This is a genomic window from Paenibacillus sp. FSL R5-0341 (genome assembly GCF_037975235.1).
Taxonomy (GTDB): domain Bacteria; phylum Bacillota; class Bacilli; order Paenibacillales; family Paenibacillaceae; genus Paenibacillus; species Paenibacillus amylolyticus_A.
In genome coordinates this window covers 4,670,642-4,694,792 of the sequence record NZ_CP150241.1, presented here as the reverse complement: position 1 = coordinate 4,694,792, position 24,151 = coordinate 4,670,642, and the positions used below count along the sequence as shown (strand labels likewise).

At 46.7% G+C, this 24,151-nt stretch carries 21 protein-coding genes; 13 read left to right on the top strand and 8 right to left on the bottom strand.

Annotated elements, in window-relative coordinates; all coding sequences use genetic code 11:
• Nucleotides 1-318: 318 nt before the first annotated feature.
• Nucleotides 319-5,292: a discoidin domain-containing protein gene (locus tag MKX75_RS21080; protein WP_339166665.1), complete on the bottom strand. Its 4,974-nt coding sequence runs from the start codon at nucleotides 5,290-5,292 to the stop codon at nucleotides 319-321.
• A 435-nt stretch (nucleotides 5,293-5,727) separates the two neighbouring features.
• On the opposite strand from MKX75_RS21080, the gene MKX75_RS21075 reads away from it, so the two are divergent.
• Both MKX75_RS21075 and MKX75_RS21070 read left to right on the top strand, forming a co-directional pair.
• Complete coding sequence (locus MKX75_RS21075) at nucleotides 5,728-5,853, top strand: hypothetical protein (RefSeq protein ID WP_339166664.1); 126 nt, start codon at nucleotides 5,728-5,730, stop codon at nucleotides 5,851-5,853.
• Between the two features lie 4 nt (nucleotides 5,854-5,857).
• Entirely contained in the window at nucleotides 5,858-6,079 is a 222-nt protein-coding gene (locus MKX75_RS21070) for a hypothetical protein (protein WP_339166662.1), read from the top strand.
• A 116-nt stretch (nucleotides 6,080-6,195) separates the two neighbouring features.
• Here MKX75_RS21070 and MKX75_RS21065 read toward each other — a convergent pair whose 3' ends face one another.
• Together MKX75_RS21065 and MKX75_RS21060 are read right to left on the bottom strand one after the other, a co-directional pair.
• On the bottom strand, nucleotides 6,196-7,035 hold the full coding sequence (locus tag MKX75_RS21065; protein ID WP_339166661.1) for a sulfurtransferase: 840 nt from the start codon (nucleotides 7,033-7,035) through the stop codon (nucleotides 6,196-6,198).
• Between the two features lie 98 nt (nucleotides 7,036-7,133).
• Nucleotides 7,134-8,078 (bottom strand): DMT family transporter, encoded by a 945-nt coding sequence (locus MKX75_RS21060; RefSeq protein WP_339166659.1) that lies wholly within the window; start codon nucleotides 8,076-8,078, stop codon nucleotides 7,134-7,136.
• 390 nt (nucleotides 8,079-8,468) lie between these two features.
• On the opposite strand from MKX75_RS21060, the gene MKX75_RS21055 reads away from it, so the two are divergent.
• The 3 genes from MKX75_RS21055 to MKX75_RS21045 all read left to right on the top strand — a co-directional run bounded on the left by MKX75_RS21055 (nucleotide 8,469) and on the right by MKX75_RS21045 (nucleotide 10,933).
• Nucleotides 8,469-9,209, top strand: a complete 741-nt coding sequence (locus tag MKX75_RS21055; RefSeq protein ID WP_339166657.1) for a polysaccharide deacetylase family protein — start codon at nucleotides 8,469-8,471, stop codon at nucleotides 9,207-9,209.
• Between the two features lie 37 nt (nucleotides 9,210-9,246).
• Complete coding sequence (locus MKX75_RS21050; protein ID WP_339166656.1) at nucleotides 9,247-9,900, top strand: YkyA family protein; 654 nt, start codon at nucleotides 9,247-9,249, stop codon at nucleotides 9,898-9,900.
• Nucleotides 9,901-10,042: 142 nt separating this feature from the next.
• Nucleotides 10,043-10,933 carry a hypothetical protein gene (locus MKX75_RS21045; RefSeq protein WP_339166654.1) on the top strand — a complete coding sequence of 297 codons (891 nt, stop codon included), beginning with the start codon at nucleotides 10,043-10,045 and terminating at the stop codon, nucleotides 10,931-10,933.
• Nucleotides 10,934-11,181: 248 nt separating this feature from the next.
• Here the strand turns inward: MKX75_RS21045 and MKX75_RS21040 are convergent, their stop codons facing one another.
• Together MKX75_RS21040 and MKX75_RS21035 are read right to left on the bottom strand one after the other, a co-directional pair.
• A complete protein-coding gene (locus MKX75_RS21040; RefSeq protein ID WP_076332258.1) occupies nucleotides 11,182-12,354 on the bottom strand; it encodes a mannitol-1-phosphate 5-dehydrogenase in 1,173 nt (390 codons plus the stop codon).
• A gap of 47 nt (nucleotides 12,355-12,401) precedes the next feature.
• The gene (locus MKX75_RS21035; RefSeq protein ID WP_062835621.1) at nucleotides 12,402-13,070 is read right to left on the bottom strand and encodes an HAD-IA family hydrolase; all 669 of its coding nucleotides are present in this window, start codon (nucleotides 13,068-13,070) and stop codon (nucleotides 12,402-12,404) included.
• 500 nt (nucleotides 13,071-13,570) lie between these two features.
• On the opposite strand from MKX75_RS21035, the gene MKX75_RS21030 reads away from it, so the two are divergent.
• From MKX75_RS21030 to MKX75_RS21000, 7 genes are all read left to right on the top strand, one after another.
• On the top strand, nucleotides 13,571-14,497 hold the full coding sequence (locus tag MKX75_RS21030; protein ID WP_339166652.1) for an ADP-ribosylglycohydrolase family protein: 927 nt from the start codon (nucleotides 13,571-13,573) through the stop codon (nucleotides 14,495-14,497).
• Between the two features lie 26 nt (nucleotides 14,498-14,523).
• Nucleotides 14,524-15,771 (top strand): MFS transporter, encoded by a 1,248-nt coding sequence (locus tag MKX75_RS21025; RefSeq protein ID WP_339166650.1) that lies wholly within the window; start codon nucleotides 14,524-14,526, stop codon nucleotides 15,769-15,771.
• 87 nt (nucleotides 15,772-15,858) lie between these two features.
• A complete protein-coding gene (locus MKX75_RS21020) occupies nucleotides 15,859-16,038 on the top strand; it encodes a hypothetical protein (protein ID WP_062835618.1) in 180 nt (59 codons plus the stop codon).
• Nucleotides 16,039-16,168: 130 nt separating this feature from the next.
• On the top strand, nucleotides 16,169-16,867 hold the full coding sequence (sigK, locus tag MKX75_RS21015; protein ID WP_062329827.1) for an RNA polymerase sporulation sigma factor SigK: 699 nt from the start codon (nucleotides 16,169-16,171) through the stop codon (nucleotides 16,865-16,867).
• An 805-nt stretch (nucleotides 16,868-17,672) separates the two neighbouring features.
• Nucleotides 17,673-19,028 carry an amino acid permease gene (locus tag MKX75_RS21010; protein WP_339166649.1) on the top strand — a complete coding sequence of 452 codons (1,356 nt, stop codon included), beginning with the start codon at nucleotides 17,673-17,675 and terminating at the stop codon, nucleotides 19,026-19,028.
• 73 nt (nucleotides 19,029-19,101) lie between these two features.
• Nucleotides 19,102-19,419 carry a transposase gene (locus MKX75_RS21005; RefSeq protein WP_339166294.1) on the top strand — a complete coding sequence of 106 codons (318 nt, stop codon included), beginning with the start codon at nucleotides 19,102-19,104 and terminating at the stop codon, nucleotides 19,417-19,419.
• A complete protein-coding gene (locus MKX75_RS21000; protein ID WP_339166293.1) occupies nucleotides 19,368-20,252 on the top strand; it encodes an IS3 family transposase in 885 nt (294 codons plus the stop codon). The genes MKX75_RS21005 and MKX75_RS21000 overlap by 52 nt, the downstream gene beginning before the upstream one ends.
• A gap of 117 nt (nucleotides 20,253-20,369) precedes the next feature.
• Here MKX75_RS21000 and MKX75_RS20995 read toward each other — a convergent pair whose 3' ends face one another.
• From MKX75_RS20995 to MKX75_RS20985, 3 genes are all read right to left on the bottom strand, one after another.
• A complete protein-coding gene (locus tag MKX75_RS20995) occupies nucleotides 20,370-21,194 on the bottom strand; it encodes an alpha/beta fold hydrolase (RefSeq protein ID WP_339166648.1) in 825 nt (274 codons plus the stop codon).
• 56 nt (nucleotides 21,195-21,250) lie between these two features.
• Nucleotides 21,251-21,673, bottom strand: coding sequence for a MarR family transcriptional regulator (locus tag MKX75_RS20990; protein WP_339166646.1), 423 nt, complete (start codon nucleotides 21,671-21,673; stop codon nucleotides 21,251-21,253).
• Nucleotides 21,674-21,841: 168 nt separating this feature from the next.
• Nucleotides 21,842-22,906: an ABC transporter substrate-binding protein gene (locus tag MKX75_RS20985; protein WP_339166644.1), complete on the bottom strand. Its 1,065-nt coding sequence runs from the start codon at nucleotides 22,904-22,906 to the stop codon at nucleotides 21,842-21,844.
• A 166-nt stretch (nucleotides 22,907-23,072) separates the two neighbouring features.
• On the opposite strand from MKX75_RS20985, the gene MKX75_RS20980 reads away from it, so the two are divergent.
• Nucleotides 23,073-24,149 (top strand): iron ABC transporter permease, encoded by a 1,077-nt coding sequence (locus MKX75_RS20980; RefSeq protein WP_339170544.1) that lies wholly within the window; start codon nucleotides 23,073-23,075, stop codon nucleotides 24,147-24,149.
• The last annotated feature ends 2 nt before the right edge of the window (nucleotides 24,150-24,151 follow it).

Genomic DNA, 24,151 nt, shown 5'->3' with positions numbered 1-24,151 from the left:
ATAGTAAATTGGATAACTTGCGCTGTCAATCCTAAATTTCCCAATATTTTGATTGGAACAGCGCAAAGAAGCACATGCAGGTCTCTAAAGTTGCTTAGGCGGATATGTGTGTTTTGCCGCCGTTCGTATTCGTGATTTGAAAATACGTTTTTAATTCGAGATAACTGCTTATTATATTTAGAAGTGGGTGATTACCAAAAAAAAACCACCCCTGTCCCGCAAAATTGAGGGAGAGAGGTGGCTGCACGAACGATATTTAAATCCTTGATTAATGATTTCTTAATGCTGCGTAAGATTGATGGTTTTTAATTCAGCGTATCAATGGTACAGCTTCAATTCAGCAATAGACCACCACCACTCAGCATTGTCTGTAGTCAAAGCAATTTTGACATATCGTGCCTTCTGGTTCGTGAATGTCACTGAGATTAAAGAATCTGTTCCCACAGCTTCTGAAACCGAATTCCATTGCTCACCATCCGTTGAAGTGACGATTGTAAAACTACGTGCATAGTCATTGGTACTGTTGCCTGAGTCCATAGTTAACTGGCTGAAATTCTGGATGCTTCCCAGATCGATCTGAATCCACTGGTCTGCTTGTTGTCCGGATGCAGAGGTCCAGCGTGAGTTCGGATCATCATCCAGCAGTGCACCAACGTCTTCAGACGTGGAAGCTTTAGCTGTCCAAGACGTCCGATCCAGTTCGGTAGGCAGCAGATCATCCTGTTCCCCGGGTGTCCATGGTGTCTGATCGGCAGTATAAACTGCGATTTCAGCTACAGACCACCAGTGAGAATCCGTTCCGGTCTGAACGATTTTGATATAGCGGGCCTCATGAGCAGGGAATGCAATGAAGAGCAAGGCATTTTTCCCTTCACCCGTAGCCACAGCTTTACCCCAATCCATGCCATCCAGAGAGGTGTATACTTCATAACCGCGAGCATAATCCTCACTGTTGTGCGCACTATCCAGTACAATCCGGTTCACTGTCTCTGAATTGCCCAGATCCAGCTGAAGCCACTCACCGCCTGTTTGTGCCTGACCGGAAGTCCAGCGTGCTTGGTTCGAGCCATCCAGTATCGCCGTTGCAGCTTCCTCATTGGAAGACGCTGTGACGGACCATGCACCTGAAATCAGACGTTTTTGTTTACCTGTTCCATAGTGATTAACAAATAGCTCAGAGACCGACCACCATTGATCGGATTCACCTGTCTGCATGATCTTCACATAACGTGCCTGCTGCTCAGGGAAGGTGATAGAGAGACGTCCTGACACGCCTTCGCCTCCAGCAATAGAGGTTCCCCAGTTTTGCCCGTCATCGGAAACGAAAATACGATATTGCCGCGGATAGTCATTCTTCGCGTTCCCCGGGTCCAGCTCTATTGCATCAAAAGCACTCGTTTTCCCAAGATCAATCGTAATCCACTGTCCGCTCGTTTGCTTTCGTCCATTCGTCCATAATGTGTCTTGTTTTCCATCCAGCATGTGAGCTGTGACATCTGTTCCTTGCGTGGAGGAAGCGGTCACGATCCAGTTTGAGCGATCGGACAACGGAACTGGATTTGGATCCTCAGGGGTCTGAGGCAATTTTCCAAATCGGGCGAGCTTGAGCTCCGAGATGGACCACCAACTGTCTGCGGGAGCAGTCAATACAATTTTGATATAACGCGCCGTCTGCATACCCAAATCGACGGACAGGCTTGGAGATGAGCCTATTCCCTGTGCAATTGGCTTGCTCCAGTTCTCATCGTCCTTCGAAACGTAAACTTCATACCCGTGGGCATAATCACCTCCGTTGTTGCCGGAGTTCATGAAAAGTGTGTCCATCATCTGCTCGTTGCCCAGATCAATATGGAGCCAGTCTCCAGGCTGTTGCGTTTGTCCAGATGACCAGCGGGTAGTCAAATCTCCGTCAATCATGCGTTCGACTGCTTCCGAACTGGAAGAGGCGGTAATCGTCCATTCGCTGCGATCCAGATAGGTGACGCCTTGTGAAGCATCTGGCTGCTTGACTACTGTATGCTCCAATGGATTTACTTTCACTTGAGCCTTCGCATAGACGGTAGCTGAACCCAGGGCCCCACTTGCATTATAAAAACGAACCGTTTTGGCGGTATTTGACGGATTCCAGATTTGCGCCGTGTAGACACCGTCCTTTTCGTATACGGTTGCTGCGGGAGAATCTGCCCAAATATCCATGGTACGTGTTCCTGTGGATGCCATGCTATGCATGAACCAGTAGGCGTTAAAGACTTCGTTTTGCTGCATCTCTTTTGTATCCCACTTCGCAAGAGCAGTCTCCGGGTCCCCGATGGATTGGAAGGGCCAGATGATGTGCTGCCATGTGTGCTCCTGCTGACCACCAAGATCTTTGATCAGACCGTTGTATAGTGCCGCGGTATTCTTCGGATCACGACCGTAATAGGTCATCCACTCTGCGGGCGGCAACCAGTGAATGCCATAAATATGCTCGGCCTCGTTGGAGAAGTACGTGCCATACAGGTAAGCACTGCCGTATACATGCCCTACAGTAGCGTGTTTGTATCCTTCCAGCCAGTTGTCCCCATCGTAGTTGAACCAATATTGCTCGGCCGCTTTTTCCTCGGTGACGAAGCCCCAGATGCCCGCATCGCGATAGGCTTTGTTCCCTGTGACTTCGCCCCACATATATTGTCCGACCCAACTGAACAGAGCTTCGCCTGCAGCTTCCTGATTGTTTCCGCTGCGATTGTCGGCATAACCGCCCGCCCAGGAATGACCAGAATAAGGATCAAAATTACGCATCCATGGGAATTGATCGTCTGTGTGTGAAGGATTGGCATAATCCCGGATCAGCAGTTCAACCATATCGCCATAATCCTGTACAAAAGTTGGATCATACGTTGCCAGCACTGCAGATGCAAAGACGTAATAGCCATACGTAAAATGATGATCCGTCAGCCCGGTATTGACCCCGAACCCGCTTCCATAAGGGAAGATCGTTCCCCATTGCTCCGAGTAATAAAAATAATAGGAGTGCAGACGTTCATCCGGTGAAAAGGTGTACCAGTCGGTCAAAATGCTTCTTAACAGGGACAGGTAGTGGTCCCGACGTTCGTGATCACCAAGCTGATCGCTAATGAGCACACCGAGCGCAAGCGGATGAAGCTTTTTCCCCTGCCAGTAGGGATCTTCACTCATTAAATTGCCTGACGTATCTGCATCAAGCTGATCCAGATAACTGATTAATTGCGCGCGTGAGTATGTCGGATCATCCGGCTCCACAAATTGCGGAATAATGCCGTAGAAACGATCCTGTGTCGTAAAGCTGTTGCCTTCGCTCACTTTCATCATTCCACGAATAGAAGGGTAAGCGAGCTCCGTGAGTGGAGTTGTTGCAAGTTTCCACTGGTGTGGGAACAAAGCCATTAATGTGTCGGCGGAAAAGCTGGCACGCTTCGTTTGTGTAACGGAGTTAAAGGTTGTTGTAACTTGTGAAGTGCTTTCGTTATAGTCGTAATCGACCTTCGTATCCGTTACAAAAGCATAGGCATGCTGGTAATAGTATGCTAATTCTGATGCAGATGGCAGAGTAGCGAGCGACAAATAATTTTCGCTTGACCCCAGCTTAATCTTAAGTGTATTGCCCAGCTTGATAAATGTGGTTCCTTCAGGTGCATAAAGACCATAGTTTCTTGTAAAAGTTTGCGGCGAAGGCGCTCTGTCCTGATTGGTGACTTCTACACCGATATGATCTCCTGTCCATGATTCCCCATCCTGCAACACAATCTCACGGTTTTGATCATCAAAGAGACGTGTAATGTTCGGTGAACGAATCAGGATGGTGTCCGGGTTCTCAAACGTGTTGTACAGGAAAGGGGAGCCTTTTACAAAGGTTGTATTGACCTTTGCTGTGTCATCATCACTCATGATGATGTTAGCGGAGTAATCCCCGTATCCTGCGATCTTGGTATTGACTTTGGCTGGGTTCATATCGCTTGTTGTCAGGATGAGGTCTGCTTCACCGTCTGCATCCATCGAGTTGCCATCAGCAGAAACGTATCCAGCACCAGGATTCAAAATATGAAGGCCCTGTTTGGTGTATCGATTTTTGAATGGGAGCGTGACCAGACTGTTTCCGTCTCCTAAATCCGAGACGAGAATCGATTGCCACCAGTCATTGGATGGAATCGGGGCGGTGATGTCAGCAGTGCGATTTTTAGGGTTTTTCGGCTGCAGCATCGTGATGTCATTAATGGCATAACTGCCAGCGCCGACTTGTACCGAGCTCATCTCCGGGATAGACGGAATGGTGTAGACCGGTTTTTCATCTCCTTGGATATACTCATATACATCAAGGGCATAGAGTGAATAACCGTTGGTTGTACCTCGGCCAAGACCTGCGAGTTTGACATATCTGGCTTCTGAATATACAGGAATGTCATCCCGTCCTCCGTTGCTGTGTAACTCCCGATACAGCGTAGTCCATTGCTTTGCGTCGTCGGATACCTGAATGTCGTAAGCACGCCCAAACGCATTTTCCCATTGCAGAGAAATTTCTCCGATTTCCTGACGTTGACCAAGGTCCACAACGATCCATTCCTGATCCTTATATATTGAAGACCAGCGTGTACCTGGATCACCGTCCGTGACATTGCGCGCTTCATAATCGCGCTTCTCCATCTTGGCCTTATCTTCGGCGGAGCGGCTAGGTTCGTCAATCTCTTCAGACGACGCTAGAACCGATTTACCAAGGGCAAGGTTTGCGGCAGTCGGTTTTGGAGGTGGATTTGCTCCACCCGTTCCATACACATCGAACGCGTACAGAGAAATACCATAGGCTTGCTGCGCCCGTTCATGACTGAACAAACGCACATATCGTGCATTGACGGAAACCTCCACTTCTGTCAGACCGCCTTGACCCTTCGTTGTGGAGTACACTTGCTTCCAGTTGACTTCGTCATCCGACACTTCAAGGTCGAAGGAGGAAGCATAGGCATTTTCCCATTCAATCGAGATGTTGGAGATGGAGGCAACTGCACCCAGATCAACATAGATCCACTGAGGGTCCTGTTGCCACACACTTTCCCATCGGGTATTTTTGTTGCCATCCACGGCATGATCGGCTGTATTCCCACCAAGGGATGAGGAGCTATACACCGGTCTGTTCAGGGATAAGAGATATGACCCTTCTGCAGCAGCGTTTGCTGCCTTGCTAGGCCATAGCGGCAAGCTGCTAACCAACAATAGCATGGATAACAGCAAGTTTACGCAGATGCTGGTTGTGTTTCGTTTGTGACTCGTTCGTCCCTTCATATCTTCTCTCCTTTGTTAGTTCCTGCCTTTCAACCAGACAGAACTTTCTCTGTTTCCTAACAAGCTGTTATATGTATTGTTCTGTTCTCCCGTGCCACATTTCTGAGGTAGATTTCAGGATGCATACATGGGATATGCGGATGTTCATTTGTTGTATATCGAACATTTTGTGTGGATTATAAAGATTTTTTAATCGTTTTCGTAGAAAAGGAGACATATGTCCTACATGCGGTAAGTGTGGTGTGCAACTATGAAATGCTCAATTGGGATTACGGTCCGATAGCAATAAAATGTTTTCTTTTCGTGCTATAGGAACAAACAACACAGGAATCAACTTGCGAAGAACTTCACTCGATTTTTGGGGGAGAAACGCGACCTAATGACTTTATAAATTACGTGTAATAATGTCATGTCGATGTGAGGGAGTGTGAAAAAATGGATATTCAAAAAGCTGCGGAAGAAAAGCTTGAACGTAAAATGCAAAAGGGGGTTCCGATTGATGAAACTATGCTTGAAGGTCTTATACAAAAAAAATGTCGTTTCAGTTCCTATTTCAGATGATGTTATGAATATTATCGATGATTTAATGACAAGTGGACATGTAAACAGCCGATCTGAAGGTTTCGTATATCCGGCTTCTCCAGCCCGTTATGAAAATGGGCTAGAAAAGCCGAAGTCAATTCAGTCAGCTCGCGGAAATCAGACAGGTGCTTCACTTCTTCCTCAAATTGCAACTAACATAACTACAAAAGATATTAATATCTTGGTACCTTTTGCTGAAGATTAAATTGCAGTACGAGTGCAGCTAGAGCAAATGTGGCGATATTGAAGTATAAAGCGATATTCCTCAGCAAAGCTAAACAAGGCTCGACGATTCAAGTAGCTCCGTATATTGAATAAAAATTAGTCTTCTTCCCCCGTCGCCACCGGATTCTCCTCATAACTAATCCAGTCGCTCCAGCTCCCGGAATACAGCTTCACATTCGTATATCCCGCTTCTTCCAGTGCAATCACGTTCGGGCAAGCCGACACGCCTGATCCGCAATACACGATAATCGCGCCATCCTTGTCCAGCTTACTGAAACGCTCTTCTAACACCTCAGTACCTGTCCAACGTCCATCCCAATCCAACACATCTTTCCAAAAGTAGTTCAACGCACCCGGAATATGTCCGGCCTTGGCATCAATCGGTTCCTCTAGACCCGCATAGCGGCGGGCATCGCGTGAGTCAATCAGCACGGAGCTGCCACTTGCCGAGGCTTGTTGCACATCCTCAACACTTGCCAGCATTGCTGGCTGTACGTTCACATCAAAGGAAGACGGGATCTGTACCGGCACATCTGTTGTTACCGGGAACTTGGCATTTTGCCAAGCGGAGAAGCCTTCATCCATGATATACACCTGCTCATGACCGATATAGCGAAGCAACCACCACAATCGTGAGGCGTTCATGCCGCCTTGATCGTCATAAGCAACAATACGACTATTGGAGCCGATGCCAGCTTTGGAGAGACGACTTGCGAGCACAGCCGGATCAGGAAGCGGGTGACGTCCTCCGTGCGCAGACACAGGAGAGGACAGATCTTTTTCCAAATCAAGATAGACAGCTCCTGGAATATGTCCAGCTTCATAGGCTTGTCTTCCAGCCTCCGGCTGACCGAGCAAGAATCGGCAATCTGCAATGACGACATCCGGTTCGTACATTCTGGCGAGCAGCCAGCGCATGGATACAATATTTTTCATCAAAATACACCGCCTTATATGTAGTGGGATGGATTTAACCGGAATCTGCGTGGTGCAAGTCCCAGTTGTTTTTACAAAAATCCTAATACAAACGCAAGTTACACCACTGTAGGTTCAACAGGCCCTTTGCCAGCGATAGGAGCATCAGCAGGAATGGGTTGAGGTTTGGTTTTGCCATATCGAATGAAAATCCATACCCCGAATATAATGACGACCCCGGCAGACATCTGTAATGCACTGAGGGACTCGCCGAGCAGCATCCAGGCCAGTAATGAAGAGAATACGGGTTCTCCAAGTACGCCCATGGATACCGTCGTGGCATTCATATATTGAAGCAGCCAGTTGAAAAGGTAGTGTCCAAAGATCGTTGGCACAATGGCGAGCAGCAGGAAGATTCCCCACTCTGACGCAGCGTAACCCCCGAACGGGTGGCCCATGATCAGATTATATACCGCCAGCGTGCAAGCAGCCACGAAGAATACCCAGAAGTTATACGAAAATGCACTAAGTCCCGCTCGCAAAAATTGACCCAGCAGCATATGGACGGCGACGGCTATTGTGCCAAGCAAAGACAGCACATCACCTTGCAGTGCAGTGCCTGCTAACTGGAAATCTCCTGCGCCAATGACGATTGATCCAAGCAGGGCGATGCCCATGCCGATGATCATCATGCGGTTGATTTTGGCTTTGAACAGCCATACCGAACCGGCAAGAATCAATATAGGCTCCAGCGCGAGAATAACGGTGGAACTGGCAACACTGGTGAGCCGCAGCGAACCCATCCAGAGCAGGAAATGAAGGGCCAGCATCACACCGGATGCAAGCAGCAAGCCCCACTGCCGTAAGCGTAGGCGCATCATCTCATGTCTGTATTTCCAGACAAAAGGCAGCATTAGCAGATTGGTCAGAAATAGACGGTACATGGCAATGACCGCAACATCTGCGGTAGACCAGCGTACAAAGATCGAAGAAAAAGAAAGGGCGATAATGCCGACAAAGAATAGCAGATAGATGGATCTGCCGGCACGGTTCAAGCTTGTCATGGGTGTAGCTCCTTCTTGAAGTCTGATGGCGTAAATCACTTCATTATACAGGAGAAGGTAACCGCAGGAAAGATAAAGAGAACGAAGAGATAAGTAGATTGTAACCGGGCTTGTAACTATTCTGTCATTCTCCCGATCCATTTTTCTATTAATCTTCTATATAGAGACATGAAACGAGATAATATACCAATAATCGGGAAAAAATGAAAGTAAGGAAGTGGCATTACAGTGAGAGTCCAACAAGAGAGAGCGGGAGAACGTGGCAGTATTCCGCCTAGCACAAGTCGCACGAAAACACATAAACGAAGAAAAATTCGGTATGGAAGGATTAGCATAGCTCTAATGCTCCTGGTACTGTTCGTTACCGGTATTACATATGTATTCCTTGGAATGACGCATTGGATCAAAAGCGCTGTGGCGCCGCCTCCGATTACTGTAATAGAACAGCCCGCCAAGCTCGGCATGATACAAGTTACTCCGGATGCGAAGGAGGAGCCGGCACGGTTCCAGGGTCAGGTTCGTAAATTGGCATACATAACGTTCGATGATGGGCCAACTGAATATACAGAACAACTGCTGGATATATTGAAGCAGCATGAGGCGAAAGCTACCTTTTTCATGATCGGACGTCAGTTGAATCAGCATCCTGATGCAGTGAAACGGCTGTTGAAGGAAGGTAGTTATCCTGGACTCCACAGCATGACGCACAACTATAAAAAGCTGTATAAGAGCGGCAGCTCTGTGAACTTTGTGAAAGAGTTTAAGAAAGAGCAGAAGATGGTGCAGGACTTGATTGGTTTTACACCTCATCTTATTCGTGCACCTTATGGCAGCAGTCCACAGATCGGTGAAAAGTTCAGAGGTGACATTGCGGCGGCCGGGTTCAAAATGTGGGATTGGACGACAGATTCACTCGATTGGAATCTTCCCGGTCAGCCGGATAAGATTGTGGCCCGGGTGAGCAAAAGTGTACATCGGGACAAGGAAGTAATTCTGATGCATGAGCGCGAGCAGACGGTGCAGGCTTTGCCACGTATTCTGAAACTGCTGGAAGATCGGGGCTACGAGTTCGAAGTATACGATCCGGATGCACACTGGGTAGCCAATTTTAGCGGAGATAGCCGCTTGTAATATAACAACAAGATGATGCAAGAGAGGAAGGGCTTGGGTGCTAACGAGTAAAAAAGTGGCGCTTGCGGCACTTAGCGTATTGCTAATTCTGCTGGCAAGTGGTTGTGGAGAGCCGCAGGAGCCTGCGGCAAATCAGGTGAATCAATTGGTGCTCAGCGGTCAGGTGATCGATCAGAGCTTGAAGGCCTTGGCTGGTCATGAGCAGGAAGACATGAAGTTATACAAGACTATTTTAGATAAAGGCAAGAATAAAAACAGTGATCTCGAAGCACTTCTGGATCAGGCAGCAGAGCATATTCATGAACGAAGAACGTTGTTGAAGCAGGCGGAAGAGGCCATGAAAGAAACCAACGAGAAGACGGTGGCCCTGCGCAGCTCCCTTAAGGAACTATCGTTTGAAAATGAAGAAACGTTGACCCAGGCTGAGAAGGTGTTGGATCAATTTGAAGCAAGAGCACGTGCATTTGAAAATTTCGTGGCTTCGTATCAGCAGAGTCTGAATGCAGATGAGCAGTTATATGGCCTGATGAGTGAAAGTGTGGAACCTAATCTGGTGAAGATCAAGCGAGCCATCCGGGTACGGAATAGCGAATATGCGCAGCTTGCTGAATTCCGAAAGCAATTTAATCTTCAGACCAAAGCATTTAACGGAGCCAATGCGAAACTGGTACAGATGGATCAGGCCAGCTAAGCAGAGGATCTGAGCAACCATTCAGACATTTTGCATGATTGAGCCGCCTGTCTCCCGTGTAAGTACTAGTATACAGCCAAGCCAATGGATGAGAAGCAACATGGACAAGCATCATTGCGTATAAGCTAACGGAGGTGTTCATATGCGAAAAGGAAATACAATGAAAGTCAGTGCATCACTACTGGTTTTACTTATGGGATTCTCGCTTGTGGCCTGTGGGAACAGCAATCCTGCTACACAGCCACCAGTGAATAATACGGAAGAACAGTCACCCGCACCGGAGCAACAGCCGAATGAAAGTGCTGCAATCGAAGCCGAAGGCATTCTGACTGGATGGGCTGATCCGCACACCGTCGAGATTCGAGTGAATGAAGAACCGATGTCATTCCAGGTGGGCGAAAATCTGCAGAAGTCACTGGATGATATCGATGACGAAGATTCCGTTCGTTTCAAATATGTAGAGAAAACCATTGATGCAACAACGAAACAGCTGGTCCTCACTGAGATTGCAAAAATCGAATCAAGTGATGACAATAACGGTTCCAATGCAGGCGGTACTGTAACGTCCGATCGTCCGAAGACGTCAGAGCTGGAAGTAACGGTAGAAGGAATGACCGAGAAGCGCCCAGTGACACTGGCACAAGCGAAAGGGTATTCACTTTATGTGTTTGAACCGATGGCTTTTGACGCGGAAGACCAGGAATTATCGATGAAGATTGATCCGGATTATGAGGTAGAGATTGAGAAGCTGCCGGCGGATTACAATCTGGATGCGCTGAAGATGGATGCCAAGGAAGAGTTGTCCGAAACCGGAGAAGTGAAGCAATTAACGGCTGAACAACTCAGCAATGGTCCGATGAAGGATGCACAACTATACATGATGTCCCAGAATGATAAGAAAACAGAGTACTTTATTGTTAAGGAACTGGATGGCAATGGTTTTGTTTTCCACATCCATGCACCGATTGGTGAACCGTCCGAAGGTTTCCTGCCCATGGCATATGCGTCCCTTAATTCAATCATGAATGAGTAGAAAATGGATGAGCTACACGCCTAAGCCAAACGATAAAGTAAGTTAAAACGATACCATTAAACAGCGTGTTTCCTTGAGAGAGGAGATACGCTGTTTTTATTGACGGGGTTACTACATTACAGAGTGTACCGTGCTGTGCAAAGACAAAGAGCCGGAAGGAACAATGCTGATGCATAGGTTCTTCCCGGCTTCTTGGCCATGCTTCTATTCAGTTTGCGGGATCGAACCAGTAACCCTAATAGATCATATCAGGTTAGTATAGTCGATTCCTTGCGCCCTCTCAGTTCTTGATAGCGGGCGATTACATTCTGATGAACGGGATGTTCGTCGGGAATTCCCATGCGTTCACGGATGAAGGTGGAGACACCCTCTTCGCGAATCATGTATTGGAGCTTCATGGCTTCCTCGTCGCGTTCGTCATTGAACAGCATTGCGGCCGCCATAGCAGAAGTTAAATGAGGAATTTCAATTCCGAATTCACTGGCCTGCATCGCTGGGCGAACAAGCCGATCATGAGGCGAAAGCTTGCGAAGGGGGGAACGTCCGACCCGGGTAACCTGATCCGTCAGGTTGGGATTGGCGAAGCGTTCCAGTATGGTGTCGATATATTTGTTATGCTTCTGAGCGTTGAATCCGTGCTTCTGGATGAGCATTTGACCGGTCTCTTCCATAACATGGCGCACCTTGGCCCGCAGGGTGGAATTACTCATCACCTGGCGGATCGTCTTGAATCCTTCGAGATAGCCGAAGTATGCGGCGACACAGTGGCCTGTATTTACCGTGAACATTTTACGCTCAATATAAGGTTCAAGCGAATCCACATAGTGGACGCCATCTATTTTCTTAAAACCATCCAGAAGTGCTGGACGATGAACGACCCATTCGTAAAAAGGTTCAACAGTGACCTGCAGCGGGTCCTTGTGGTTTTGAGCCGGAACAATTCGGTCCACAGCTGCATTGGGGAAAGAAACATAACGTTCGGCTTTATTACGGGTTGATTCATCCAGGAATGGATAGATGCGTTTTTTCAGTCGGGTGCTGCCACCGATGGCGTTCTCGCAAGCGATAATATGCAGCGGAGCCTGATTATTGTTTTTCATGCGAAGTTGAATGCCTTTGGCGATCGGCTCAGCGATATCTCCGAGTGCAGATACACCCACGGCGGTTGTGATCAGATCGGCTGAAGCGATCTCTTCGGCAACACGATCCTCTTCACTCACATTGATGGCAGTCACGTTGTTGACAATCGTTGTATCCTGATCCCTATTTGCCAGGGTAATCGGATATTCCTGTCTCTGTTGAAGCATGGAGATTTTCTTCGGGTTACGTGCGACAAAGCAGACTTCGTAGTCGGAAGCGGACAACATATGACCGATAAAACCGCGGCCTATATTGCCCGCACCAAAATGTACAGCTTTCATGTGTGAACTCCCCCTTTAAGGATTAAATCGCGAAATTCGTGCAGACCTTAGACGGTAGTGACGAGTGGCTTCGAAATCAAATCGTTAAATGCGAGGTCGGTCAAGCAAGACAGCCGTTGGTGAGGCATATCGAATTCCAATGTTCCTGTGATGGTATTCGAGATGACTACGCAGTGCATACCAGCCGCAGCAGCTGCACGCGCGCCGTTAGGTGAATCCTCAATCGCTACGGCTTCGTCTGCAGTTACTCCAAGGGCTTCAAGTGCTTGATTGTAAAGTTCTGGGTCAGGCTTAACATTCGCAACATCATCTGCCGTACGGATGACTTCAAAATAATCTTTCAGTTTCAGTTGTTCCAGATGCTGTTCGACCCACTCTCTTTTGGAGCTAGAGGCCACAGCCAGTTTTAGTCCTGCTTCACGTGCTTGATCAAGATATTCTTGAATGCCCGGACGAACGACCTCTTTGTTCATCAATGCAGCGTGCTGCAACTGAACGGATTCCCTGAACGCTTCCCGATCGATCGGAAGATTCAAATCTGTGATGAGGTACTCATATGGATTAAATGTTTTCAGACTGGTACCGATGCATTGTGAATACATCTCCAGGGTTAAATCCACGCCGTGTTCCTTGTAAGCATCACGAAAAGCAATATACCATGCTGTCTCTGTATCAATAATCGTTCCGTCGAAATCAAACACCAGTGCCTTAATCATAAATTTGTTCCTCCTGTTTCAGAATTAGTTTGGGGATAAAACAAAGTGAAAGTTTTCTGCAAATTCATTCCCGTATATTCATTAAACTGCGGGATGTTAGTTGACGCAGTAGATCGAAAATGAATATTAATTTGGGAAAAAATATGCGTTGAAGCTAATAAAACCGTAACATAGGACAAACTGAAGGGTCAAGCGCGTCATGAATGTTTACATTGAAAGTTTTCACGTGAATGACTTGTTTTCAGAAAATGATAAACGTTGCAAACCGTTAAGCCCTTTACATGTAAGCGGTGTACTGAATAAACCGTTTTTTCAGTTCAAAAAAATAAAACTTTTTTATGAAAATGGGATGAACTGACCGTTCAACAGCTTTCGACACTTTTATAATAGAAGAAATGGAACTTAAGTTATTGGATTTATTAGCTTTACGCCGGATGAAGCGATGTGGGAAAATGAAAGAAAGATTCTGAAAGTATATGGAGTAAGGGAGGAACACAAAGATGCTGCAAAAGGACCGTTTCAATGGCTGCCTCATCGGGCTTGCAGTGGGTGACGCGCTCGGAACTACGGTTGAATTCAGTCCTCCGGGTACGTTCGAACCCGTTACCGATATTGTGGGAGGCGGCGTATTCGGGCTTGAGGCCGGGCAGTGGACAGATGATACATCCATGGCTTTATGTCTGGCAGAAAGTCTGGTACGTAAGGCAGATTTTGATCCTGCGGATCAGATGCGCAGATATACCAATTGGTACAAGGTCGGGTATATGAGCAGCACAGGCGACTGCTTTGACATCGGCGGGGCCACACGAAGTGCCTTGGAGAGGTTTGAATTAACTGGAGAAGCCTACAGCGGATCAGCCGACCCGATGACAGCGGGCAATGGATCTATTATGAGACTTGCGCCTGTCGCGATGGCTTACGCCAATCGTCCGAAGGAGGCGGTTCATTATGCAGGGCTGAGCTCCCGTACAACACATGCCGCAACGGAAAGTGTGGAGGCATGTGAGGTATTGGCTGCGATACTTGTTGCTGGCCTGCGCGGAGCGGACAAGAACGTCATGCTGATGCCGGAGACATGCCGACAGTGGAGGGAAGAGCTTACTTTTTCACCCGCAATTGAAGAGGTTGTCATGGGTTCGTATCAGAGCAAAGAACCGCCAGAAATCAAGGGCAGTGGCTACGTGGTTCGTTCACTTGAAGCAGCATTATGGGCGTTCCATAAATCCTCAAGCTTTGAGGAAGGCGCGTTGCTAGCTGTTAATCTGGGTGATGATGCGGATACCACGGGTGCGGTGTACGGACAAATCGCAGGTGCTTATTACGGGCTAAGCGGCATTCCGGCACACTGGCGGGACAAACTGGCTATGCGTGAAACGTTTGATCAATTAACAGATGCCTTGTGGTTGAAGGCGACAGAAAATCGTTGATTAAGAGACAGGAGAAGAGAACATCTATGAGCACCACAGGACACACAACAGAACCACAGGCTTCACAGCCCAGTAAACGAGGGGCGTTTCCATTATCCCTGTTTTGCCTGACGATTGGCGCATTTGCAATTGGTATGACTGAATTTATTATTATGGGCTTACTGCCCAATGTAGCGACAGACCTGAATGTAAGTATTCCGCAGGCAGGACAACTCATTACGGGATATGCGCTTGGTGTAGCGGTGGGTGCGCCAATATTGACCGTGTTTACACACAAGATTCCGCAGAAAAAACTGCTGGTGCTGCTGATGTGCATTTTCATTATCGGTAACGCCTTGTCTGTCATTGCTCCTACCTACGGGTTATTAATCTCGGCACGGATATTAACAGCATTTGCCCATGGTACGTTCCTGGGTGTAGGTTCAATCATGGCAACGCGGCTCGTTGCACCTGAGAGAAGGGCAGGAGCTGTATCCGTTGTTCTTGCAGGGCTTACGATCGCCAACATCATTGGTGTTCCGTTCGGTACATTTATCGGACAACAGCTCGGATGGCGGTCATCTTTCGGGGCGATTACGATTTTGGGTATCATTTCGTTAATTGGTATCATCCGTTTTATTCCCATCCTACCTCAAGGTGCACCTGCTAATCTCGGACAGCAGTTCCGGAACCTGGTGCGTCCACAAGTACTATTGATCCTGCTCGTTGGAGCGATGGGGTGTGGAAGTCTCTTCACAGTGTTCACGTACATCACCCCAATGCTTGTGGACATCAGTGGTTTTGCCGAGCAGAATGTGACTTGGATTCTGGTACTGTTCGGCTTCGGCGTTACCTTGGGTAACATGGTTGGTGGTCGTCTGGCGGATTGGAAGCTGATGCCTTCCCTGATCGTCAACTTTGGGATCTTGGCTGTATTGCTAGCTGCACTTACGATTACGCTGGACAATCCTTATCTCGCGGTAATTACGATATTCTTCTGGGGTGTTGCGGCCTCTGGTATTATGCCAGGATTGCAGATTCGAATCATGAATATGACCCGTGAAGCTCCGCTTTTGGCGACAACCTCAAGTCACTCCGCATTTAACCTGGGAAATGCAGGCGGTGCCTATCTTGGCGGATATGCAATTACTCATACGGGACTTATATCCGTGCCTTTGTATGCAGCAGTAATTGCCGGGTTAGGCTTGCTAGGGTTGTTCATCAGTTTGGCGATGGAGCGCAAACAGCGCTTGCCGGAATTCCCGGATGCTGTGGAGCCAGCTCCGGTGAATTAGAAATTGGAATGTGAGACCTTTGCTCCTGCATTAACATGTGGGAGTGGAGGTTTTTTTCTAAATATCGATTAGTGGGAGAGGGGTATTATGTTCTACTACAAAGGTGCGTTTCGAGAAACCGATAATTTCATTTATTTCAAAAGCGATGTTCCATTAGTCGAGAATGATGTCGTCCTATTTGGTGAGAAAACATATTTTATTCAAAGTGTCGAGAAAGAATTTCTTCTTCTTCAGAAGGTCGGGTCGATTGTTACCGTGAGTGTATGAAATCTTCGCAAGATCATCCTCTTTTTCAAGTGTACGTGCACTTCTGGGCCCCTGCCTACATACAATAGATCGACCCTGTTCCCCCACGTGCTCAGGCCAGATCGTTGTAAAACTGCAGGAGGTGTCATCTGTGCCCGGATTGTTTACCGCAATTGCTCTATTCATTAAAGAGTTAACGTTACTCGTCTCGTATGTCAAAAATAATGCGTTCCCCCAGCCACTGGCTGAGGATGATGAAGCCAAGCATTTACGCCTTATGGCTGAAGGCAATGCACACTCCCGCAATTTGCTCATTGAACACAATCTGCGCCTCGTCGCGCATATCGTCAAGAAGTTCGACAACACTGGCGAAGATCAGGAAGATCTGATTTCCATCGGAACCATCGGTTTGATCAAGGCGATCGAAAGTTTTCAACAAGGCAAAGGAACCAAACTCGCTACGTTTGCAGCAAGATGTATTGAAAACGAGATACTTATGCACTTGCGTTCCCTGAAGAAAACACGTAAAGACGTATCCCTGCATGACCCCATTGGTACGGACAAAGAAGGTAACGAAATTACTCTGATTGATATCCTCGGAACAGAAGCCGACGACGTTGTAGATAAAGTGCAGCTCAAGATTGAAAAAAGCAAAATTTATCGCAATCTCGACATCCTGGATGATCGGGAAAAAGAAGTCGTGATTGGTCGATTCGGCTTAGAAGCAGGCGGGGAAGAGCGCACCCAACGCGAGATTGCCAAGGAACTGGGCATTTCACGCTCTTATGTATCGCGGATTGAGAAACGGGCGTTAATGAAGCTGTATCACGAGTTTTACAAGCAAAAATAGTTGTTGGTTAGATAGCACTTTTCGTTAAAAAGATGGTGCTTTCTGAACCTTCCGTATTTGTAGCGAGATGCATTAAGATCGAAAATTTGATACACCGCGCTATCTGAAATTGGTACGGACAAAGAGGGCGATGAAATTACATTGATCGATATCCTCAGAACTGATTGGATAAGCAAAAATAATAACTGAACAGACCAGAGGGCGCCTTTAGAGGGAGCCCTTTTTACTGTGAAGATGTTTAAAATCGGGTCTAAATAGTATTAATTATTTGGGATTATGACCTAAATAAAGGAAATTTCATTCCTGTTGAAGAATATCTTGTACACTGACCAATTTAATATATAAGGATTAAATCATAATGAAGCAGCTTTTTCAGAAGATTCCACTTTGGTATTGGTTCATCTGGATCGTAGGATGTATGATGTATGATGATCGTGTTCAACTCATTTTATTTGTATTCGAGTGTTATTAGTTTGATTGCGCTAGTGATGATTAGTGTTGCTAATGCGATTCGAATTTGGAAAAACGAACGTTCATTGGCGATTGCCTTTTTAGTCGTTTCCGTTCTATGTTTGGTATATATTTTAATATATTTCATTAGGTATGTATGATCAGCATGATATGAGATAACGAGGGATCGTACATATGTACAAAACCAGAGGGCACCTTGCACAAAGAGGCCCTCTTTGCTGTGCAAAAAAAAATATATAAAAGAGGGATAGGTATTCTGGGCAAATTATTATATGATGATTAATATTATTTTTCATCGTAGAGAGCATTTGCAGAAAGAGAGTGGTGGTTTACCATGCAGGAAGAAACGTTAACAAGGGGATTAAAAAACAGGCATGTGCAGCTGATGGCAATTGGAGGGGCGATTGGTACAGGTTTGTTTCTCGGAGCAGGCAAAACGATCCAACTAACAGGGCCATCCATTTTGCTGGCCTACATTATAACGGGTGTTGTATTGTTCCTGATCATGCGTGCATTGGGGGAGCTGCTGCTTAGCAACTTGAAGTATCATTCCTTTGTCGATTTTGTGCGTGATTACCTGGGAAATATGGCGGCATTTATTACAGGCTGGACCTACTGGTTTTGCTGGATATCCATTGCGATGGCTGACATTACGGCCGTTGGATTGTATACGCAGTTTTGGTTTCCGAATGTACCTCAGTGGATGCCAGGGTTAATTGCGCTGGTCATTTTGCTAATTATGAACTTGGCAACGGTCAAGTTGTTTGGTGAGATGGAATTCTGGTTTGCCCTGATTAAAGTCGTGGCTATTCTGGCACTCATTGTTGTTGGTTTATATATGATTTTCAAAGGTTTTACAACGAATCAGGGTCCAGCGAGCTTCACCAATCTGTGGAGTCATGGAGGATGGTTCCCGAATGGATTGCATGGATTCATCATATCGTTCCAGATGGTGGTATTCGCCTTTGTAGGCATGGAACTGGTGGGACTGACAGCGGGGGAGACGGAGAACCCGGAGAAAGTTATTCCGAGGGCGATTAACCAGATTCCGATTCGGGTCTTACTCTTCTATGTTGGCGCATTGCTGATTATTATGAGCATCTATCCGTGGAACGCTATAGTGCCTACTGAAAGTCCATTTGTACAGGTGTTTGCAGCTGTAGGTATTGCAGCCGCCGCCGGGATTGTGAATTTTGTGGTACTGACGTCCGCAGCGTCGGCTTGTAACAGTGCCATTTTCAGTACAAGCCGTATGGTATTCTCCATGGCAAAAGATCACAACGCTCCTGAGTCATTTGCACGACTGAATAAAAGAAAAGTACCTTCCAACGCGTTATTTTTCTCCACGATTGTTATTTTGATCGCGATTGTGTTGAACTATATCATGCCAGAGGGCGTGTTTACGCTGATCACGAGCGTGTCGACTGTATGCTTCATCTTTGTCTGGGGCATCATGGTGATCTGTCATCTCCGATATCGTCGTACTCAGCCGGAACTTGCGAGTCGCAGCCGCTTCAAACTGCCACTATATCCGTTCTCGAACTACTTAATTCTGACGTTTTTGGTATTTGTGCTGGTAGTATTGGCATTGGCCGAGGATACGCGTGTTGCACTGTTTGTTACGCCGGTGTGGTTTATCCTGGTTGCGGGGATCTATCTTCTCAAAAAGAGAAACCTGAGCGCTAACTGAAGTGCACCCCTTAGAATAGACATTGGAAAAACCCCTGGGTTCAGCCGATGAAATTCTAGGGGGTGTATTTTTTATGGCGATTAAGGGACAAAAGTTTAAAACGTATTCGGAGAAGATAAAAAATGAGGCTATTCGTCTACATACGGTTGAGGGGTGGACTTATCGAAAGATTAATGAACATCTGGGGATTCATGATCCAGGACGTATGAAGCGCTGGATACGAAAATATCGGGAACAAGGTGAATTTGGACTGATGGATCAGCGAGGTCGACGTAAAGAATACTTGGATCAAGACCGCTATGTACAAAAACTGAAACGGGAGAATGAGTTGCTAAAAAAGTGCTTGGTAATCTGGAGGAAGGAAGCAAACAAGAAAGATTTCAGATCATAGAAAAAGTAGCGGGATACGGTGATATCCAGAAACTTTGTGATGTGTTTGGCGTGTCACGGAGTGGATTTTATGCCTATGTAAAACGCAAACGATTCGATCGCGACGCAAAAGCGAAGAAACAGGTGCTTCAAACGTATCAACGATATGAAGGCAAATATGGTTATAGGCAACTCCAGTTGTTCCTTTGGCAAGATCAGGGGATTTGGATGAACCACAAAAAGGTGCTCCGCCTGATGCAAATGCTCGGTATTCAATCTCGAATCCGTCGTAAACGACGCTCCAGCAGCTCGTATACACCTGCGCAGCGTGTAGCAGAGAACCTCTTGAAGCGAGATTTCAGTGCAGAAAAACCGAATCATAAATGGGTAACGGATATTACCCAATATCGTGTGGGAGAGCGCTGGATATATCTTTCAGCCATAAAGGATCTGTTTAATAACGAAATTGTGGCTTACGAAATAGGCGAACGCAACGACAATGAACTGGTGCTTCGCACATTCAGCAAGGCGTTTGCGAAGCAAAAAGACGTGACTGGACTGGTCGTTCACAGCGACCAGGGATTCCAGTACACGTCTCATGCGTACCACGACATGCTGCCAAAGGTTGGCGCCCGAATCAGCATGTCTCGCCGAGGAAATTGTTATGACAATGCCTCGATGGAGAGTTTCTTCTCGCATCTCAAAACGGAAGGACTCTATCCTTATCATATCCGAACGCTTAGCGAAGCACAAAGCAAAATCGAAAAATATATCCGTTTTTACAACCGAAAACGGCCACAACGGAAACTGAAAAAACTGACGCCGGTAGAGTACCGACGCCAGTTTGCAGCCTAGGGTCTTTTTATAATGTCTACTAAATGGGGTCTTGACCAAACAGACAGTAGGTCTTACTTTTGTTGCAGAATAAAGCCGCCCAGTGATATTGGGCGGTTATTTGTATTTACATTCTTGCTATCTGTCTAACCATTCTAAGATGATATCGACAGCTTCCATATACCGTTGGCCTACCAGTAACCCCGTATGGGTCGTATCCCACAGTCCGGCATATTCGGCATCCAGCTGCTTGGCGGTTAATTTGCCTCTCTGATCTTCGTCTTCACAGGAAACAGCCTTGATTACCAAGCTGGGGCAACAGATCTGATCACCATTAATGGATACTCCATCGGCTCCACACAGAACTGAAAAGGTAGCAAATGCCTTCGCAGACTCCGTTTGCAGATATTTACGCTGAAAAGCAATGTCTTCTGCCGTCTCATCTATACTGGTCAGTTCATCACGGACAGGTGCAGGCATGATGATCCCAGGTGTGATACGATTGCTTTCCGGGTAGGGGATTAGCTCATGGACTTCCCTGCTCAGACTGGCGTCAATCACAACCAGGCCTGCCAGAGTAGCGGTTTCTGCAATCTTTTGACTGAGAATCCCACCCATGCTAAAGCCAATGAGAACGGGAGGTTCGTTGAACTCGGCTAACACTTCACGAATATCCTCCAAATAATCGTCAAACGTAATCTTTGTCATGTCCATGACCCGACTCTTGTAGTGACTTCTCAGGTTCATGACATAACAGGTCCAACCGTGCTGGACAAAGTGGGGGATATATTTGCTCCACATCCAGCTGCCTGTGTATGCACCGTGAACGAACAGCAGTGGGGGCTTCTTGGTCGTTGTTTCTTCGTCATGAGGCGGGGTTCCTTGGAATATTTCCAAGTGTAAATCATGTTCTCCGATCTTCTTTACCTCATGTTCCGGTAAACATTGAGTGTAGTCCGTCATACCAAAAACCTCCTCTAAACTATTAGTTTGATATCAAACTATTTCTCCAAAAAAAATTAGAAGTTGCCATGAATTTTCATTAAAATTCGCAGCAGTTCTTTTTTCTCCGCTTCCGTAACGTCCGCATAGAACACGTCCAGCATGCGCTGCGATATCTCTTCAAAGACCGGCTTTAATTGTTCGCCTTTTGCAGTCAAAGCCACATGAACAACTCGTGAATCTGTTGCATCACGCTCCTTGAGGACGTATCCTGTCCGCACCAATTTGTCCACAAGTGCGGTCACCGTCGATTTATCCTTGCCAATTTTTTTGGCGATTTCAGCCATGGTCATCCTGTGATTATTGTACAGGGCATAGATAATATCCCCATGAGACGTAGCGAGATCCTGGATTCCCTGCTCAGCCATCTCGGCCAGGATAAAGCGGTTGACCTTCTCTTTAATTTTGGATATGAGTGAAATAGCGTCTCTTGTTTTCATACGTGTAATATAGTTTGTTATCAAACTAATGTCAAGCCCTTGTTCCATGACTTATTGCACACGAGGATAAAAGCAAAGGAGCAGTGAGAATGTCTTCTCCTGCTCCTTTGCTTTTATTTCATTTTAATACTTCACTGCAATACTACATTACAAGCCAACATCCGGCGATTACTTGATTGGATTAGCTTTCATTTCCTGTCCCATTTTCTCAATACCATCCAGAATTTGATATCCATAACCCCAGAACTGGCTGAAATCTGTGACATAGATTTGTTTGTTTTTGATCGCGTTCATGCTTTGCAGGGCAGGGTTGGCATACAGGTTCTCAATTAGCTTATCGATATCCGGTGAACCGGCATAAGCGGACAAGAGCAGGTAGTCTGGGTTCGCTGTAATCAGCTGTTCCACACTAACTTCACCTTGCACTCCATCAAACGTATTTATCAGCTTCAACAGGCCGAGTGCATCAAGTTGAAACGTATCGTTTTGCATGCTGCTTACGGTAATCGTGTCTTCCGTAGCCGGTACGATATAGGCAAAACTGTGCTCAGGCTGATCGGCTACACTTGCCTTAATGGCTGCAACACGAGTCTTCAGACTTTCCGTGAATGTTGCGGCATTTTCCTGAACATCGAAGATCTGCCCAAGTTGTGCAATATCGCTATACAGGCTATCGAGTGTGCCTTTGTGATTCGTCGTTTGCAGGAATGTACGGATGTTCATATCATTCAATCCGTCCACGGTACCCACGCCCCAGTCCGCATCTGCGAACAAGTCGCCTCGTCCGAGTACCAGATCCGGGCTTGCGCCTACAACCAGCTCTTTACCGACATAATCCTTGGACAATACCGGAATTTTGGCGAAATCATCCGCGACATCGGGTGTAACGGAACCGTATAGAGCAGCAACGCCGACCATTTTATCAGTCAGACCCAACTTGATGAGCATCTCAGCCGCAGATTGGGTATTCGCGACAACACGTTCAGGCGCTTTATCGAATACTTGCGCTTTCGGTTTCCACTCGCCGCCCTCACCGGAGATCGTGAAATTCTCAATGGTGAGCGGGTACGTCGTTTTATTTGTATTCTCAGCAGGAGCTGAAGTTTCTGTCGCGTTAGTTGTTGAAGTTGTTTCTTCGGCAGGGGAAGAAGTTGAAGCATTCGAGCAGGCTACAAGTAGCAGTAACAGGAGGCTTAGCGCAGCGAAGCCAATGGTTCTAGATGTGAATTTCATTAAACGATGAACCCCTTTTCTATGTGTTTTAAATTGACAAAGATAATCATTCTCAATTATAATCCGAGAAAACACATTGTAAATAGCTAAATTTAATTTGTTCTACATTTTACGCGAATTGATGGGGGAAGAGATGGCACAGACGGTTCAGGTTCAGACACAGCGTATGGGGAAAAGAGAGTCTTTGATTCATAGTAAATCGGGGTTTGCCTTACTGATTGCAGTTTTAATCATTATTACGCTTATCTCTGTAGGGATTGCGGTTTCCATTGGACAGGTTCGTATTCCGCTGGCGGAGTCATATCGTATTCTTTTATACAAACTAACGGGATTTCAGTGGGGGGCAACACCAATTGAAGCGGGCTCTTTTACAGATATCATTTGGCAGATTCGTTTCCCGCGTGTGCTGATGGCGATGTTTATTGGTGCAGGCTTGGCATTGTGTGGTGCTGTTATGCAGGCTGCTGTGCAGAATCCACTAGCTGATCCTTACATACTGGGTATATCCTCAGGAGCCTCACTTGGAGCGACTTTTGCGATTCTCATTGGATTCGGTGCCATTGGGTGGCTTGGACAGACCGGGGTGGCTTTCTGGGCGTTTGCCGGTGCGATGGGGGCGTCCTTACTGGTCCTGACTTTGGCAGGGATTCGGGGTAAAATGACGTCGGTCAAGCTGGTGCTTGCTGGGATGGTCATTAATGCGCTATGTAGCGCTTTCTCCAATTTTATTATTTATTTTGCCAACAATGCCGAAGGCATCAAAACGGTGACGTTCTGGACCATGGGCAGCCTGGCGGCTTCTGGATGGAACAAGCTTCCGCTGGTCGGTATCGTTGTGCTGGTAGCGATTCTGTTTTTCCTGTTGCAGTCCAGAGTTCTCAATACGATGTTATTGGGGGATGAAGCAGCCGTTACGTTGGGTATTAATCTGAGTGTGTACCGCAGGGTATACATGTTGTTAACTGCTTTGGTGACAGGCGTCATGGTGGCGAGCTGTGGCATGATTGGTTTTGTCGGACTCATCATTCCACATATCGTCAGAGGTCTGGTGGGTTCTGACCATCGTAAAGTGATGCCTGTATCCGTACTGTTTGGAGCCATTTTCCTCATCTGGACGGACGTGATCGCACGATCTCTCATATCCAGTGTGGAGTTGCCGATCGGTATTATTACGGCGATGATTGGTGCGCCAATGTTTATGTATATGCTGGTCAAAAAAGGCTACGGTTTTGGAGGAAATTAAAC